Below are 16,982 nucleotides of genomic sequence, written 5' to 3' on the forward strand. Positions count from 1 at the left end.
ATCGGCGGCCTGTTCCAGAGAGCTGCGTCAAACTTTTGCGATGTTTTCGCCACGCCCCCCGAAGACGGGCGGCATTATACATGCGATGCCCTACTCTCAAGAGGGCTTATTTCTCCACAGGTTGTGTCCAGATGACAGGCGAAATCACCCTTCCTCCGCTGCCACAGCTGACGCCGGGAACCGTGCGCGCGCTGCCGATCAGCGGTGAGCTGCTCAAATTGCTGCAGCCGCTGGAGGGCCTGATCGCCGCCGGCCAATCGGCCAAGGCCGAAGTGCTGTCGCTCAAGCAGGCAGACCAGACGTTCCAGCTGTTGCTCAAGCTGACCCTCGACAGCGGCCGGCAGACCACCGTCCAGGCCACCAGCAGCCAGCCGCTGCCCCTGGGCACCAGCCTGGCGGTGACCCAGCCGTCGGCCGGCAACCTGGCCATCACCGTGCAGCAGGCGATTGCCGCCAGCGTCGCCACCCTGACCCGTATCGACACCGCGCAGCTTCCAGTGGGCACCCTGCTGCAAGGCAAGGTGCTGACCACCCAGCTGCAACCCCAGGCAGCCGGACAACCGGCGGTCTACCGCTCGCTGGTGAGTCTGCTCAACACCGCCCTGAGCGGCAGCACCCTGAGCATCGACAGCCCGCAGCCCTTGCGCATCGGCAGCCTGCTGAGCGCCCTGGTGCAGGGCTCACAGAGCTTGAACTTCGTTCAGCTGAGCGGGCGCCAGGAGCAACTGGCGATCGCCCAGCAACTGGCCACCCAGCAAAGCCGCCAGGCCTCGCTGACCGGCCTGATCAATGCCTTGCAGAATCTGCCGCCGTCCGACAGTACCTCCAGCGAGCTGCGTGCCGCGGTGGACAAGCTGCTCGCCGGCCTGCCCGACCTGCAGCAACTGAGCAACCCCAAGGCGCTGGCCCAGGCCCTGGGCAACAGCGGCGCCTTCCTCGAATCACGGCTGCTGGCCGGTGACAATCCGGCCCTGGCCGGCGACCTGAAAGGCAACCTGCTACGGCTGATCGCCCAGATGACGCCGGGCCTGCCGAGCAGCACCAGTTTCAACGCGATCATTGCCGCCAATACCCTGGCCCAGGTGCTGCCGAGCTTTGTCCGCAGCGCCCTGGGTACCCTCGGCCAGGTCAGCGCCAGGCCCCAGCCGGGCGGTTTCCCCCTGCCCTCGCGGCTGCTGCAAAGCCTCGAAGAGGAAGGCGACCTGGAACATCTGCTGCGCCTGGCCGCGGCCGCTGTTTCGCGCTTGCAGAGCCATCAGCTGGCGAGCCTGGAACAGAGCGGCCTGACCGATGACGGCCGGCTGCTGACCACCTGGCAACTGGAAATCCCGATGCGCACGATGCAGGACGTCGTGCCCTTGCAGGTCAAGTTCCAGCGCGAAGACCCGGCGGAAAAACCGCCCGAGGAAAAACGCCAGGAACGCGAACCGAAGCAGCAGCTGTGGCGCGTCGAACTGGCGTTCGACCTCGAACCCCTGGGCCCGCTGCAGGTGCAGGCGCAATTGCTCAAGGGCCGCCTGTCCAGCCAGCTCTGGGCCGAGCGACCGTTTACCGCGAGCCTGATCGAAAGCCATCTGGGCAGCCTGCGTGAACGGCTGCTGGCGTCCGGCCTGGATGTCGGCGACCTGGACTGCCATCTCGGCACGCCGCCGCAAGGTCCGAAAACCCGACTGGAACAACGCTGGGTCGATGAAACAGCATGAATAATCCCAACCCGCCACGCCAGGCCATCGCCCTCAAGTACGACGGCCAGCACGCCCCCACGCTGACCGCCAAGGGCGACGACGAACTGGCCGAAGCCATCCTGAAAATCGCCCGCGACTATGAAGTGCCGATCTATGAGAACGCCGAACTGGTGAAACTGCTGGCGCGCATGGAACTGGGCGACAGCATTCCCGAGGAGTTGTATCGGACCATCGCCGAAATCATCGCCTTCGCCTGGAACCTCAAGGGCAAGTTCCCGGCCGGGCATGAGCCGCAGGAAGCGGCGCTGGAGAAGGATGTCACCGACTGCGGCGACGATTACTGACTGTAGCCGCTGCCGCAGGCTGCGATAAGGCCGAAGGCCTTCAGCGATCCTAAGATCCCTGCGGCCGTTCCGGCCGTTCGCAGCCTGCGGCAGCGGCTACGGGATTTCAGCCTTTGTGCAACTTGCTCATCAACTCGGCCTCGGCCTGGGTCAAGCCGCAGGACTGAGTGAGTTCGTCGACGCTGGCGCCCATGCCCACCAGGCGCGCGGCCTGGGCGAAGGACAGGCTCGACGGATCGCGCTGCTCCAGCTGGGCCAGCTTGTCCGGCAACGGGCCGACCACCGCGCGCAGCTCATGCAGGTCCTCGCCCATGCGCACCGTACCGTTCTGGTAATCGTCGACGCGCTTGGCCAGGTCCTTGATGCGCTGATCGCGCAGCGCATCGCCATGGGCCTGCTGGGCGGCGATCTGCCGCTGAGCGCGGATGTAGGCCAGGAACATCGCCAGCGTGCCTGCCCAAAAGAGGAACAGGACAATAACCGCAACCTCGAGAATCAATCAGATACTCTCCAGTTCCGACCACTCTTCTTCGCTCATCATCTTGTCCAGCTCAACCAGAATCAGCAGCTCGCCGTTCTTGTTGCACACGCCCTGGATGAACTTGGCCGACTCTTCGTTACCGACGTTCGGTGCGGTCTCGACTTCCGACTGACGCAGGTAAACCACTTCCGCCACGCTGTCGACCATGATCCCGACCACTTGCTTGTCGGCTTCGATAATCACGATGCGGGTGTTGTCGTTGACTTCGGTCGGCACCAGGCCGAAACGCTGGCGGGTGTCGATCACGGTCACCACGTTGCCGCGCAGGTTGATGATGCCCAGCACGTAGCTCGGGGCACCCGGCACCGGTGCGATCTCGGTGTAGCGCAGGACTTCCTGGACGCGCATCACGTTGATGCCGTAGGACTCGTTATCCAGCTTGAAGGTTACCCATTGCAGGATCGGATCTTCGGAACTCTGTGCAGACGACGACTTATTCATACCCCTGACCCCTCAAAAAACCGTTGGAAACGGTGTGTGTTCTGTGTGGCTGCACCGTCGGCGCAGCCTGTTGTTGGTCTATATCGGCTTCGGCGCCGGTTTGCTGATAGCCATGTGTTTCGCCCCGCCGCTGGCGATCAGCTCGGCCAGCTCGGAAACGTCCAGCAGCGCACACATGTGCTCGATGACCGTCCCCGCCAGCCATGGCCGCTGGCCACGGTGGCTGCGCCACTTGATTTCGTTCGGGTCCAGGCGCAACGAACGGCTGACCTGATGCACCGCCAGCCCCCACTCGTAGCCCTGGACCGAGATCACGTATTGCAGGCCCTGGCGGAAGTCGTCGCGGTAGCGGTCGGGCATCACCCAGCGCGCGGTATCCAGCACCTTCAGGTTGCCGGCCTGGCTCGGCAGGATCCCGAGGAACCATTCCGGCTGGCCGAACAACGGCGTCAGTTCATGCCCCGCCAGAGAGTAAATCGACCCCAGGCAGACCAGCGGCACCGCCAGGGTCAACCCGGCGACATCGAACAGCAGGCACTCGAAGGGTTCCGCCGCCCAGCTCGGCCGGTCGTCACCCGCCACCGGGGGTGGCGTGCTGCTGGGTGGCCGATGCACCTCGACCACCGGCTCGACCAGGCCTTGCAGCAAGGGCACAACGGTCGACAAGGTGGCCGGCAATGGCGCGGACGCCTCCAGCACGGGGACGACCACGGATTCCTCGACCGGCGCGACTACAGCCGCGGCTGGCGGCGTACGCTGGACCTGGGCATCGCGAGCCTGTTCTTCGAGCACCGCGGCCTGGAACTCATCCAGGACCTCGCTCGACACCGCTACTTCCTCTACCGCTGCCTGAACCTGCGGCAGTGCTTCGGGAACCGCGAATTCTTCTTCGGTGGCGTCCTGCAGCAACGCGTCCAGGTAGGACTGCAGCGCCAGCTGCGGCCGGGACGTAACGTCGACAGGACGGTTCATGAGGATGCCCACGGATAAAACCCAGCACAGTGACCTGTAGGGTTTATCGGCCAGACCGGCAGCAGACTTGAATGCTCCGCCACGTCAGGCCACCTGCGGGACAAGTTGCTGGGCCAGCAAGTGCTTGAGCAAGGCGCGATAGGCCAGTACGCCACGGCTCTTGCCGTCGAACTGCGAAGGCGTCAGCCCGGCCCGGCTGGCATCGCGCAGGCGTGTGTCGACCGGGATGTAGCCCTGCCAGATCTCATCCGGGAACTTGTCGCGCAACACCCGCAAGGTGCCCAGGGACGCCTGGGTCCGGCGATCGAACAGGGTCGGCACGATGCTGAACGGCAGCGCCTGTTTACGCGAGCGGTTGATCATCGCCAAGGTATTGACCATGCGCTCCAGGCCCTTGACCGCCAGATGCTCGGTCTGCACCGGGATCACCAGTTGCTGGCTCGCCGCCAAGGCATTGACCATCAACACGCCGAGCAACGGCGGGCTGTCGATCACCGCATAGTCGAAATCCTGCCACAGCTGCGCCAGGCTCTTGGCGATCACCAAGCCCAGGCCGCTCTGCCCCGGCGACTGGCGCTCCAGAGTGGCGAGCGCGGTGCTCGATGGCAGCAGGGAAATACGTTCGTCGCTGGTCGACAGCAGCAACTGCCCGGGCAAGCCCTCGGGAACGCTGCCCTTGTGCAGGAACAGGTCGTAGTTACTGTGTTCCAGGCTGTCGGGGTCATAGCCGAAATAGCTGGTCATGGAGCCGTGGGGGTCGAGATCGACCACGACCACGCGCTTGCCCGCCTCGGCCAGCAACCCGGCTAAAGCGATGGAACTGGTGGTCTTACCGACGCCACCCTTTTGATTGGCAACTGCCCAGACTCTCATTCAGATTGTTCCTCCCGGCAGGCGCGGGCCGACCGAGAAATAGCACCCAGTTATAAAGCCGGTGACGGAGAATTGACGGCACTCTCGCGTCCCGGCGTCTTGACTGGCGTAGGTGCAGTTTGTGTGCCAGCCCGCTTCAATGCCGCATCCGGTGTTGCATGGGCGGTGCCGGTGCCTGTCAGGCTGCGGCGTACATCGAGATTGCGCGACACCACCAGCACCACCCGACGGTTGCGGGCACGGCCATCGGCCGTCGCGTTATTGGCTACCGGCTGGAACTCGCCGTAGCCGACCGACGCCAGGCGCTGCGGATTGACCCCCTGCATCGCCAGCATCCGCACGATGCTCGCCGAACGGGCCGACGACAGCTCCCAGTTGGTCGGGTACTGCGCAGTCTGGATCGGCTGGTTGTCGGTAAAACCCTCGACGTGAATCGGGTTGTCGAAGGGTTTGAGGATCGCCGCCACCTTGTCGATGATGTTGAACGCCAGGTCGCTGGGCATGGCATCGCCGCTGCCGAACAACAGGCTGGAGTTGAGTTCGATCTCGACCCACAGCTCATTGCCGCGCACGGTCATCTGGTTGGAGCTGATCAGGTCGCCAAAGGCTGCGCTGATATCGTCGGCGATGCTTTTCAGCGGGTCGCTGGCGCCGGCGATACCGGCATCGGTCTGCTCGCTGTCCTTGACCAGCGGCTTGGCCGGGGTCACGGTCTGGGGCCGCTCCTCACCGATGGGAATCGGCTTGAGGGCGCGGTCCGAGTCGGTGAACACACCGATCAGCGCTTCGGAAATGACCTTGTACTTGCCCTCGTTGATCGAGGAGATCGAGTACATGACCACGAAAAAGGCGAACAGCAAGGTGATGAAGTCCGCGTAGGACACCAGCCAACGTTCATGGTTGACATGTTCTTCATGCCGGCGACGACGGGACATAGTCCATTACTCCCATCAATCCATGAAGCCTTGCAGCTTCAACTCAATGGAACGAGGGTTTTCACCTTCGGCAATCGACAGGATTCCTTCAAGCAACATTTCGCGATAACGCGACTGCCGCAAGGCTATGGACTTGAGCTTGGCGGCGATCGGCAACAACACCAGGTTGGCGCTGGCCACGCCGTAGATGGTCGCGACGAAGGCCACGGCGATACCGCTGCCCAGCTGCGACGGGTCGGCCAGATTGCCCATGACATGGATCAGGCCCATGACCGCACCGATGATGCCGATGGTCGGCGCGTAGCCGCCCATACTTTCGAAGACTTTGGCCGCTTCGATGTCACGGCTTTCCTGGGTGTAGAAATCCACTTCCAGGATGCTGCGGATGGATTCCGGCTCGGCGCCGTCCACCAGCAGTTGCAGACCCTTGCGCGAGTAGGTATCGGGCTCGGCATCCGCCACGCCTTCCAGGCCCAGCAGGCCTTCCTTGCGGGCGGTCAGGCTCCAGTTGACGACGCGATCGATGCCGCCAGGCAGGTCGACCCGCGGCGGGAACAGGATCCAGCCAAGGATCTGCATGGCCCGCTTGAAGGCGCTCAGCGGCGACTGCAGCAACGCCGCACCGATGGTCCCGCCCAGCACAATCAGCGCCGCCGGACCATTGGCCAGGGCCGACAGATGACCGCCTTCCAGATAGTTGCCACCGATGATGGCGACGAACGCCATGATGATCCCGATGAGGCTTAGCACATCCATCAGAGGCAGGCCTCGACCAGGTGCTTGCCGATGTCGTCCAGGCCGTACACCGCATCCGCCAGCTCCGCCTTGACGATCGCCATCGGCATCCCGTAGATCACGCAGCTCGCTTCATCCTGGGCCCAGACCGCGCTGCCGCCCTGCTTGAGCAGGCGCGCGCCTTCGCGACCGTCGGCGCCCATGCCGGTGAGCACCACCGCCAGAACTTTGTCACCGTAGGACTTGGCCGCCGAACCGAAGGTGATGTCCACGCACGGCTTGTAGTTCAGACGCTCGTCGCCCGGGAGGATTTTCACCGCGCCACGGCCGTCGACCATCATCTGCTTGCCACCCGGTGCCAGCAGCGCCAGGCCCGGACGCAGGATGTCGCCATCCTCGGCTTCCTTGACACTGATCCGGCAGAGCTTGTCCAGGCGCTCGGCGAACGCCTTGGTGAAGGCCGCCGGCATGTGCTGGATCAGCACGATCGGCGCCGGGAAGTTGGCCGGCAACTGGGTCAGCACCCGCTGCAGGGCCACCGGGCCACCGGTGGAAGTACCGATGGCCACCAGCTTGTAGGCCTTGCGCTTGGGGGCCGCCGACGAGCCAGTGGCTGCCGCGCGGGCAGGAACCGGCGCCGGAGCCGGACGCGCCGGGGCCGTGCCGCTGAAACTGCTGGAGCTCGATGGCGCAGGCGCATGTGCCGCCGCCGGTTGTGGCGCCGGCGCGCTGTAGCTGCTGAAACGACGGTTACTGCGCGAGATGCTGTGGACCTTCTCGCACAGCAGTTGCTTGACCTTCTCGGGATTGCGCGAGATGTCTTCGAAGTTCTTCGGCAGGAAATCCACCGCACCGGCATCCAGCGCATCCAGGGTCACCCGGGCGCCTTCATGGGTCAGCGAGGAGAACATCAATACCGGCGTCGGGCAGCGCTGCATGATGTGCCGCACCGCCGTGATGCCATCCATCATCGGCATCTCGTAGTCCATGGTGATCACGTCCGGCTTGAGCGCCAGAGCCTGATCGATCGCCTCTTTACCGTTGGTCGCGGTACCGACGACCTGGATATTGATATCCGCTGAAAGAATTTCCGAGACGCGGCGGCGGAAAAAACCCGAATCATCCACCACCAGGACCTTGACTGCCATAAACACTCCGTTAGGCGGGGCAAGGCAAATGGCCCCGCCCCTCCGGTATTCAAATACGCCGTGCGGCGTAACGCTTGAGCATGCTCGGAACATCGAGAATCAGGGCGATGCGGCCGTCACCGGTAATGGTGGCGCCAGACATGCCCGGAGTTCCCTGGAGCATCTTGCCCAGTGGCTTGATGACGACTTCTTCCTGGCCGACCAGTTGATCGACGACGAAGCCGATCCGCTGGGTGCCGACCGAAAGGATCACCACGTGGCCTTCGCGCTGCTCTTCGTGAGCCGCGGAACTGACCAGCCAGCGCTTGAGGTAGAACAGTGGCAGCGCCTTGTCGCGAACGATCACCACCTCCTGGCCGTCGACCACGTTGGTGCGCGACAGGTCCAGGTGGAAGATTTCGTTGACGTTGACCAGCGGGAAGGCGAACGCCTGGTTGCCCAGCATCACCATCAGGGTCGGCATGATCGCCAGGGTCAGCGGCACCTTGATGACGATCTTCGAGCCCTGGCCCTTGGTCGAGTAGATGTTGATCGAACCGTTGAGCTGGGAAATCTTGGTCTTCACCACGTCCATGCCCACACCGCGGCCGGACACATCGGAGATCTCGGTCTTGGTCGAGAAGCCCGGGGCGAAGATCAGGTTGTAGCACTCGGTGTCGCTCAGGCGATCGGCGGCATCCTTGTCCATCACCCCACGCTTGACCGCAATGGCGCGCAGGACGTTCGGGTCCATGCCTTTGCCGTCATCGGAGATCGACAGCAGGATGTGGTCGCCTTCCTGCTCGGCCGCCAGCACCACCTTGCCGCCACGGGACTTGCCCGCCTCCTCGCGCTCTTCCGGCGACTCGATACCGTGGTCGACGGCGTTGCGCACCAAGTGCACCAGCGGGTCGGCCAGGGCCTCGACGAGGTTCTTGTCGAGGTCGGTCTCTTCGCCGACCAGCTCCAGGTTGATCTCTTTCTTGAGCTGGCGGGCCAGGTCGCGAACCAGGCGCGGGAAGCGCCCGAAGACCTTCTTGATCGGCTGCATCCGGGTCTTCATCACCGCGGTCTGCAAGTCGGCCGTGACCACGTCGAGGTTCGACACGGCCTTGGACATGGCTTCGTCGCCGCTGTTGAGCCCCAGGCGCACCAGGCGGTTACGCACCAGCACCAGCTCGCCGACCATGTTCATGATTTCGTCCAGCCGCGCGGTATCGACCCGCACCGTGGTTTCGGCTTCGCTGACCGGCTTTTCCGCCGGGGCGGCTGCCGGAGCACGAGCAGGTGCCGGAGCAGCGGCGGCTGCCGGTTTCGGTGCTTCGACCTTGGCTTCGGCTTTCTTCACTGCCGGCTTGGCGACAGCGGCAGGCGCCGAAGCCGTGACCGCCGTTGCACTCCCCTTGGTCGCGGCGGCAGCCGCTACTTCAGAGAACTTGCCCTTGCCATGCAGCTCGTCGAGCAGGGATTCGAATTCCTGGTCGGTGATCAGGTCGCTACCGGCGGCGGCCGCACTCGGTGCAGCCGGCGGTACCGCCGCGGCCACTGCGGAATCCAGCGCCTCTACTGCAAAGTTGCCTTTGCCGTGCAACTGGTCCAGCAGTGCTTCGAATTCGTCATCGGTGATTTCGTCGCTGGCCGCGGCTTTTTCCGCAGCGGGCGCCGTGGCCGAAGGTGCCACCGCATCCGGTGCGAACTGGCCCTTGCCATGCAATTGGTCGAGCAGCGACTCGAACTCGGCGTCGGTAATTTCGTCGCTGGCTGCTTCGCCACCGGCTGCGGGTGCAGCAGGGGCAACAGCGGCCGGGGCTTCGGCCTCGGCCTTGGCGGCATTGAGCGAATCGAGCAGCTGCTCGAACTCGCTGTCGGTGATATCGCCGGACTCGCTTTCGGCCGATTCGGCAACCGGCTCAACAACTGTCTCAACCTCGGCCACCGGCGCGGCGACCTCCTCGGCTCCGGCAGGCTCGGCCAGGCGGGCCAGGGCCGCCAGCAGTTCCGGAGTGGCGGCGGTGATCTCGGTACGCTCGCGCACCTGGCCGAACATGCCGTTCACCGCGTCCAGTGCTTCGAGCACCACGTCCATCAGTTCCGCGTCGACGCGACGCTCACCCTTGCGCAGGATATCGAACACGTTTTCGGCGATGTGGCAGCACTCCACCAGCTCGTTGAGCTGGAGGAAGCCGGCGCCCCCTTTTACAGTGTGAAAACCGCGAAAAATTGCGTTGAGCAGATCCGCATCGTCCGGCCGGCTTTCCAGCTCGACCAGTTGTTCGGACAGTTGCTCTAGAATCTCGCCGGCCTCAACCAGAAAATCCTGAAGGATTTCTTCATCGGCGCCGAAGCTCATGTATGGGTGCTCCTACTAGGTCGTGATGACGGTTAATGACGGATCGCGTTGGAACTGTGAGCGTGCCAGGCAAGGCGCGAGACGCTGGCAAGGGTCGTTTCCTTGCCGAGTCTCGCAACGCCGCATGGCGCGCTCACAGTTCCAACCCTTCGGGCCGCGCCCCGCAAGGCGCAATCCGTCGTTACTCGTCGCTCATTTGGAAAAACCAAACCACTCTCCTCGTGCCTAGTCTTGCGCCTTGCGGGGCGGCGGCGCGACCGTCATTAACCGTCGTCACGACCTAAAATCCAAGGCTGGAAAGCAAATCGTCGACATCGTCCTGACCGGATACAACGTCTTCACGTTTATCGGCATGAATCTGCGGACCTTCACCCTTGGCCAGATGTTTTTGCGGATCTTTTTCAGCGAGGATCGATTCACGGTCATGTTCGATGCCGGCAAAACGATCGACCTGGCTGGCCATCAGGACCAGTTTGAGCAGGTTGCTCTCGACTTCGGTGACCAACTGGGTCACGCGCTTGATCACCTGACCGGTCAGGTCCTGGTAGTCCTGCGCCAGCAGAATGTCGTTGAGGTTGCTCGATACCGCCCGCGTCTCTTGCTCGCTGCGGGTCAGGAAACCGTCCACCCGGCGGGCCAGGTCGCGGAATTCTTCGGCGCCCAGTTCGCGACGCATGAAACGTCCCCAGTCGGCGCTCAGGGCCTGGGCTTCGCTGCTCAGGCCATTGACCAACGGGGTGGCGCTCTCGACCAGATCCATGGTGCGGTTGGCCGCGGCCTCGGTCAGCCTGACCACATAGGACAGGCGCTCGGTGGCATCCGTGATCTGTGAAACTTCCTCGGCTTGCGGCATATGCGGGTCAATCTGGAAATTGACGATGGCGCTATGCAGCTCGCGGGTGAGCTTGCCGACTTCCTGGTACAGGCCGCGGTCACGGGTCTGGTTGAGCTCATGGATCAGTTGCACGGCTTCGCCGAACTTGCCTTTTTCAAGGCTGTCGACCAGTTCGAGTGCGTGTTTTTTCAGGGTCGATTCGAAATCGCCCAATGAAGATTCGTTGTGCTCCATAGCTCCCCCGTGGCGGAATGGTTCCACATCTCAACCGATGCGTTCGAAGATCTTCTCGATCTTTTCTTTCAACGCCTGGGCCGTGAAGGGCTTGACCACATAGCCGTTTACGCCGGCCTGGGCAGCTTCGATGATCTGTTCGCGCTTGGCTTCAGCGGTCACCATGAGTACCGGCAGGTGCTTGAGTTTTTCATCGGCGCGCACATGGCGCAGCAGATCGATACCGGTCATGCCAGGCATGTTCCAGTCCGTTACCAGAAAGTCGATGCTCCCACTGTTGAGGACCGGAATGGCGGTGGTGCCATCGTCAGCCTCGACCGTGTTGGTGAAACCCAGGTCACGCAACAGGTTTTTTATGATCCGCCGCATCGTTGAGAAGTCATCAACGATGAGGATTTTCATGTTCTTGTCCAATTCGACCTCCAAGCAGTCTTAAACGCGTCCAGCACCTGAACGCGCCATTCAATCAATCAGGCAGAGCACTCAACGACTGCATGGAATACACACCGCGAGGCCGGCAACGTCGTGCCAGTCTCGTCCGCAGTGTCCCCCACACTGCCTGTCAGCGCGCTCGCCACTCTCCCAAACGCCCCCGCAAACGGGCCGCGCACTGGCTGTGTAACTGGCTGACCCGCGATTCGCTGACCCCCAGGACCTCACCGATTTCCTTGAGGTTCAGCTCTTCGTCGTAGTACAGCGCCAAGACCAGTCGCTCACGCTCCGGCAAATTGGCAATCGCGTCCGCCAGCGCAGCCTGGAAACGTTCGTCCTCCAGGTCGCGCGACGGCTCGAGATGAGCACTCGCGCCATCCTCATGCAGCCCTTCATGCTCGCCGTCCTGCAACAGGTCGTCGAAGCTGAACAGGCGACTGCCCAAGGTGTCGTTCAAAATCCCGTAATAATCGTCGAGACTCAATTGAAGTTCGGCCGCAACTTCATGATCTTTAGCGTCACGACCGGTTTTAGCTTCAATTGCGCGAATGGCATCGCTCACCATCCGGGTATTGCGATGTACCGAACGCGGCGCCCAGTCACCTTTACGGACCTCATCGAGCATCGCACCACGGATACGGATACCCGCGTACGTCTCGAAACTCGCGCCCTTGCTCGCGTCGTACTTGGTCGACACTTCGAGCAGACCGATCATCCCGGCCTGGATCAGGTCTTCGACCTGGACACTGGCCGGCAGGCGCGCCAGCAGGTGATAGGCAATACGCTTGACCAGGGGCGCATAACGCTCGATCAATTCGTACTGGCTGTCACGTGCCGACTTTTTGTAAAGGTTGTAGCCGCTGGCGCTCATAGCACCGGTCCCGCTGTCTGATGCACTAGCCGCTCGACGAAAAATTCCAGATGTCCACGTGGGTTGGCCGGCAACGGCCAGGTATCGACTTTCTGCGCAATGGCCTTGAACGCCAGCGCGCACTTCGAACGCGGAAACGCTTCATAGACCGCACGCTGCTTTTGCACGGCCTTGCGCACGCATTCGTCGTAAGGCACGGCGCCGACATATTGTAGGGCCACGTCCAGGAAGCGATCCGTGACCTTGGTCAACTTGGCGAACAGGTTGCGGCCTTCCTGCGGGCTCTGCGCCATGTTGGCGAGCACGCGGAAGCGGTTCATGCCGTAGTCGCGGTTGAGCAGCTTGATCAGCGCGTAGGCGTCGGTGATCGAGGTCGGCTCGTCGCAGACCACCAGCAGGACTTCCTGTGCGGCGCGGACAAAGCTGACCACCGAGTCGCCGATGCCGGCAGCGGTGTCGATCACCAGCACATCGAGGTTGTCGCCAATGTCGCTGAAGGCCTGGATCAGGCCGGCATGCTGCGCCGGGCTCAGATGAACCATGCTCTGGGTGCCGGACGCCGCCGGCACGATACGGATTCCACCCGGCCCCTGCAGCAGCACATCGCGCAGCTCGCAGCGGCCTTCGATCACGTCGGCGAGGGTCCGTTTGGGGGTCAGCCCCAATAGCACGTCGACGTTAGCCAGACCCAGGTCGGCGTCCAGCAGCATGACGCGCCGGCCGAGCTCCGCTAGGGCCAGGGACAAGTTCACTGACACGTTAGTCTTGCCGACGCCACCTTTGCCGCCGGTCACCGCGATCACCTGTACGGGATGCATGCTGCCCATGTTCGTTCTTTACCTTGTCTTACTTAGACGGGGCCACATAACTGGCTGCGCGTTCACTAACGGAACAATGCCTGGCAGACCATCGATGTAGGTACATTGCAATCTTTTCATGATTCCCTCAGCCAACCCGCTTGGTCGGGTTGTGGTAGAGGTCAGCGAACATGTCAGCCATGGCTTCTTCGCTGGGTTCTTCCTGCATCTGCACGCTCACCGCACGACTGACCAGCTGATGACGGCGTGGCAAGTGCAAATCGTCCGGAATCCGTGGGCCATCGGTCAGATAGGCAACGGGGAGTTCGTGACTGATCGCCAGGCTCAACACCTCACCAAGGCTGGCGGTTTCATCCAGTTTAGTCAGGATGCAGCCGGCCAGCCCGCAACGCTTGTAGCTGTGGTACGCGGCGGTTAGAACCTGTTTCTGGCTGGTGGTTGCCAATACCAGATAATTTTTTGCCCGGATCCCGCGTCCAGCCAGACTTTCCAGCTGCATGCGCAGGGCCGGGTCGCTGGCTTGCAGGCCGGCGGTGTCGATCAGCACCACGCGTTTGCGCAGCAGCGGATCGAGGGCTTGCGCCAGGGATTGGCCCGGATCGACATGGGTCACCGAGACATTGAGGATCCGGCCCAGGGTCTTGAGCTGCTCCTGGGCGCCGATGCGGTAGCTGTCCATGCTCACCAGCGCGATGTTCTGCGCGCCGTACTTGAGCACGTAACGGGCCGCCAGCTTGGCCAGGGTGGTGGTCTTGCCCATGCCGGCAGGGCCGACCATGGCGATCACACCGCCCTCTTCCAACGGCTCGACTTCCGGGGTCACGATCATCCGCGCCAGGTGGGCCAGGAGCATGCGCCAGGCCTGGCGGGGCTCGTCGATTTCTGTGATCAGCGCCAGCAGGTCGCGGGCCAGCGGACCGGACAAACCGATACGCTGCAGGCGCCGCCAGAGGTTGGCCTGCTCGGGCCGGCTGCCTTGCAGCTGGCTCCAGGCCAGGGAGCCGAGCTGGACTTCCAGCAGCTCGCGCAGGCCGTTGAGTTCAAAACGCATCGAGTCCAGTGCCCGCTGATCGACAGCCGGCGCGGCGGCCACCGGGGCCGGGCGATGGGGCTCGTTGAACGTCGGTTCGATCAGTGGCTCGGCGGCGGTCAGCGGCAGGCCGGCGAACAGCTGGCGATTGGTGCTGCCGTCGCCATCGCCACGTAGGCTCAGTTCGGCCTGGGCGGTGACGATGCGCGACTGAGTCTTGCGCAGTTCGTCCTCGAGTTCCATGTTCGGAACCCGGGGCGCCAGCGCCGACAGCTTGTAATCCAGGGCAGCCGTCAGCTCGACACCGCCGGCGATGCGGCGATTGCCAATGATGGCGGCGTCGGCGCCCAGCTCATCACGAACCAGCTTCATGGCCTGACGCATATCGGCGGCGAAAAAACGCTTAACTTGCATAACCCACTACCTCAGCCGTTGGGCCCTACTGTCGCAACGATGGTCACTTGCTTGTTGTCAGGGATTTCCTGGTAAGCCAACACGTGCAAGCCCGGGACTGCCAGGCGTCCAAACCGCGAGAGCATCGCGCGGACCGGACCGGCTACCAACAGAATCACCGGTTGACCTTGCATTTCCTGGCGCTGCGCGGCTTCGATCAACGAACGCTGCAGCTTCTCAGCCATGCTTGGCTCCAACAGAACACCCTCTTCCGAGCCTTGTCCTGCCTTCTGCAGACTATTGAGCAAAATCTGTTCCAACCTGGGCTCCAAGGTGATCACAGGCAGCTCGGACTCAGTCCCTACAATGCTTTGCACGATGGCGCGCGACAATCCGACACGCACTGCGGCCACCAAAGCGGCAGTATCTTGACTCTTGGCGGCATTGTTCGCGATGGCTTCGGCAATGCTGCGGATATCGCGCACCGGCACCTGTTCGGCCAGCAGCGCCTGCAGCACCTTGAGCAGCTGGGACAACGACAGAACGCCCGGCACCAGTTCCTCCGCCAGCTTCGGCGAGCCCTTGGCCAGCAGTTGCAGGAGCTGCTGGACTTCTTCGTGGCCGATCAGCTCGCTGGAGTGCTTGTACAGAATCTGGTTGAGGTGGGTGGCGACCACGGTACTGGCGTCGACCACGGTGTAGCCCAGCGACTGCGCCTGGGCGCGCTGGCTGATCTCGATCCACACCGCCTCCAGGCCGAAGGCCGGATCTTTGGCGGTGATGCCGTTGAGCGTGCCGTAGACCTGCCCCGGGTTGATCGCCAGCTCGCGATCCGGATAGATCTCGGCCTCGGCCAGGATCACCCCCATCAGCGTCAGCCGGTAAGCGCTGGGCGCCAGGTCGAGGTTGTCGCGAATATGTACGGTCGGCATGAGGAAGCCGAGATCCTGGGACAACTTCTTGCGCACGCCCTTGATCCGCGCCAGCAGCTGCCCACCCTGGTTGCGGTCCACCAGGGGAATCAGGCGATAGCCGACTTCCAGGCCGATCATGTCGATCTGGGTCACGTCATCCCAGCCCAGCTCCTTGGTTTCCATGGCGCGGGCTGGCGAAGGCAGCAGTTCCTGCTGGCGCTTGACCTCTTCCAGCGCCTTGACCTTGACCACGTTCTGGCGCTTCCAGAACAGGTACGCGGCGCCGGCCGCCAGGGCCGCCATGCTCAGGAAGGAAAAGTGCGGCATGCCCGGCACCAGGCCCATCACCGCCATCAGGCCGGCGGCGACAGCCAGGGCCCGGGGCGAGGCGAACATCTGCCGGTTGATCTGCTTGCCCATGTCTTCGGAACCGGAAGCACGGGTCACCATGATCGCGGCCGCGGTGGACAGCAGCAGCGATGGCAATTGCGCCACCAAACCGTCACCGATGGTCAGCAAGGCGTAGACCCGGCCGGCATCGCCGAAGGACATGTGGTGCTGGAAGATACCGACCGCCATGCCGCCGATCAGGTTGATGAACAGGATCAGCAGGCCGGCGATGGCGTCACCGCGGACGAACTTGCTGGCACCGTCCATGGAACCGTAGAACTCGGCCTCCTGGGCCACTTCCTGGCGGCGCGCCTTGGCCTGGGCCTGGTCGATCAGGCCAGCGTTGAGGTCGGCGTCGATAGCCATCTGCTTGCCCGGCATCGCATCGAGGGTGAAACGCGCGCTCACCTCGGAAATCCGCCCGGCGCCCTTGGTCACCACCACGAAGTTGATGATCATCAGGATCGCGAACACCACGATACCGACCACGTAGTTACCGCCGATCACCACCTCGCCGAAGGCCTGGATCACCTTGCCCGCGGCGGCGTGACCGTCCTGGCCGTGGAGCATCACCACCCGTGTGGAGGCCACGTTCAGCGCCAGGCGCAACAGGGTCGCCACCAGCAGGATGGTCGGGAATACCGCGAAATCCAGCGGCCGCAAGGCATACACGCAGACCAGCAGGACGACGATCGACAGGGCGATGTTGAAGGTGAAGAACACGTCCAGCAGGAACGGCGGCACCGGCAGCATCATCATGGCCAGCATGACCAGCAGCAACAGCGGCACACCCAGGTTCCCCCGACTGAGGTCAGCCAGGTTAGTGCGAGCCGTACTGATTAACTGAGAGCGATCCACCGGTATTCCCCGTTCCCTTGAAGCAAACTTTTGACGCCTGGAGGCGGCGCAGGGCGGGTATTGCAAGAAGCCTTCCAACTTTGGCCCGGAAGGAAAACTGATTTATGGCGTTGCGCCATCAGTCGTCATAAAAGGCGTTTTCAGCGCCATCGCGAGCAAGCTCGCTCCTACAGGCCGGGCGTGAATTCTGTAGGAGCGAGCTTG

16 protein-coding genes are annotated in these 16,982 nt (G+C 63.1%); 2 read left to right on the top strand and 14 right to left on the bottom strand.

Annotation, left to right across the window (positions count from 1 at the left end):
- The first annotated feature begins 131 nt into the window (after window positions 1-131).
- Window positions 132-1,703 carry a flagellar hook-length control protein FliK gene (locus tag J4D28_RS04685; RefSeq protein WP_016702239.1) on the top strand — a complete coding sequence of 524 codons (1,572 nt, stop codon included), beginning with the start codon at window positions 132-134 and terminating at the stop codon, window positions 1,701-1,703.
- Window positions 1,700-2,029 carry an EscU/YscU/HrcU family type III secretion system export apparatus switch protein gene (locus J4D28_RS04690; protein WP_009047722.1) on the top strand — a complete coding sequence of 110 codons (330 nt, stop codon included), beginning with the start codon at window positions 1,700-1,702 and terminating at the stop codon, window positions 2,027-2,029. The genes J4D28_RS04685 and J4D28_RS04690 overlap by 4 nt, the downstream gene beginning before the upstream one ends.
- 106 nt (window positions 2,030-2,135) lie before the next feature.
- Here J4D28_RS04690 and J4D28_RS04695 read toward each other — a convergent pair whose 3' ends face one another.
- The 14 genes from J4D28_RS04695 to flhA all read right to left on the bottom strand — a co-directional run bounded on the left by J4D28_RS04695 (window position 2,136) and on the right by flhA (window position 16,778).
- Complete coding sequence (locus tag J4D28_RS04695; protein WP_016702241.1) at window positions 2,136-2,528, bottom strand: DUF2802 domain-containing protein; 393 nt, start codon at window positions 2,526-2,528, stop codon at window positions 2,136-2,138.
- Complete coding sequence (locus J4D28_RS04700) at window positions 2,529-3,011, bottom strand: chemotaxis protein CheW (protein WP_007922496.1); 483 nt, start codon at window positions 3,009-3,011, stop codon at window positions 2,529-2,531.
- Window positions 3,012-3,089: 78 nt separating this feature from the next.
- Window positions 3,090-3,983, bottom strand: a complete 894-nt coding sequence (locus J4D28_RS04705; RefSeq protein WP_103331181.1) for a CheW domain-containing protein — start codon at window positions 3,981-3,983, stop codon at window positions 3,090-3,092.
- An 84-nt stretch (window positions 3,984-4,067) separates the two neighbouring features.
- Complete coding sequence (locus tag J4D28_RS04710; RefSeq protein ID WP_007922498.1) at window positions 4,068-4,856, bottom strand: ParA family protein; 789 nt, start codon at window positions 4,854-4,856, stop codon at window positions 4,068-4,070.
- Between the two features lie 50 nt (window positions 4,857-4,906).
- Window positions 4,907-5,791, bottom strand: coding sequence for a flagellar motor protein MotD (gene motD / locus J4D28_RS04715; protein ID WP_009047719.1), 885 nt, complete (start codon window positions 5,789-5,791; stop codon window positions 4,907-4,909).
- Window positions 5,792-5,806: 15 nt separating this feature from the next.
- A complete protein-coding gene (locus J4D28_RS04720) occupies window positions 5,807-6,547 on the bottom strand; it encodes a flagellar motor protein (protein ID WP_007922500.1) in 741 nt (246 codons plus the stop codon).
- Complete coding sequence (locus J4D28_RS04725) at window positions 6,547-7,674, bottom strand: chemotaxis response regulator protein-glutamate methylesterase (RefSeq protein WP_009047718.1); 1,128 nt, start codon at window positions 7,672-7,674, stop codon at window positions 6,547-6,549. The genes J4D28_RS04720 and J4D28_RS04725 overlap by 1 nt, the downstream gene beginning before the upstream one ends.
- Before the next feature lie 49 nt (window positions 7,675-7,723).
- Window positions 7,724-10,003 (bottom strand): chemotaxis protein CheA, encoded by a 2,280-nt coding sequence (locus tag J4D28_RS04730; protein WP_103331180.1) that lies wholly within the window; start codon window positions 10,001-10,003, stop codon window positions 7,724-7,726.
- A 280-nt stretch (window positions 10,004-10,283) separates the two neighbouring features.
- Window positions 10,284-11,072: a protein phosphatase CheZ gene (locus J4D28_RS04735; protein WP_009042749.1), complete on the bottom strand. Its 789-nt coding sequence runs from the start codon at window positions 11,070-11,072 to the stop codon at window positions 10,284-10,286.
- 30 nt (window positions 11,073-11,102) lie between these two features.
- Window positions 11,103-11,474, bottom strand: coding sequence for a chemotaxis response regulator CheY (locus J4D28_RS04740; protein ID WP_003183998.1), 372 nt, complete (start codon window positions 11,472-11,474; stop codon window positions 11,103-11,105).
- Window positions 11,475-11,634: 160 nt separating this feature from the next.
- Window positions 11,635-12,375 (bottom strand): RNA polymerase sigma factor FliA, encoded by a 741-nt coding sequence (gene fliA, locus J4D28_RS04745; protein ID WP_007922505.1) that lies wholly within the window; start codon window positions 12,373-12,375, stop codon window positions 11,635-11,637.
- Window positions 12,372-13,202, bottom strand: a complete 831-nt coding sequence (fleN, locus tag J4D28_RS04750) for a flagellar synthesis regulator FleN (protein WP_007922506.1) — start codon at window positions 13,200-13,202, stop codon at window positions 12,372-12,374. Before fleN ends, fliA begins: the two co-directional genes overlap by 4 nt.
- 118 nt (window positions 13,203-13,320) lie before the next feature.
- The gene (flhF, locus tag J4D28_RS04755) at window positions 13,321-14,637 is read right to left on the bottom strand and encodes a flagellar biosynthesis protein FlhF (RefSeq protein ID WP_009047715.1); all 1,317 of its coding nucleotides are present in this window, start codon (window positions 14,635-14,637) and stop codon (window positions 13,321-13,323) included.
- Between the two features lie 11 nt (window positions 14,638-14,648).
- On the bottom strand, window positions 14,649-16,778 hold the full coding sequence (gene flhA, locus J4D28_RS04760) for a flagellar biosynthesis protein FlhA (RefSeq protein ID WP_009047714.1): 2,130 nt from the start codon (window positions 16,776-16,778) through the stop codon (window positions 14,649-14,651).
- Window positions 16,779-16,982 lie beyond the last annotated feature (204 nt).

The sequence above is a fragment of the Pseudomonas sp. GW531-T4 genome (assembly GCF_017349615.1).
Classification (GTDB): domain Bacteria; phylum Pseudomonadota; class Gammaproteobacteria; order Pseudomonadales; family Pseudomonadaceae; genus Aquipseudomonas; species Aquipseudomonas chlororaphis_I.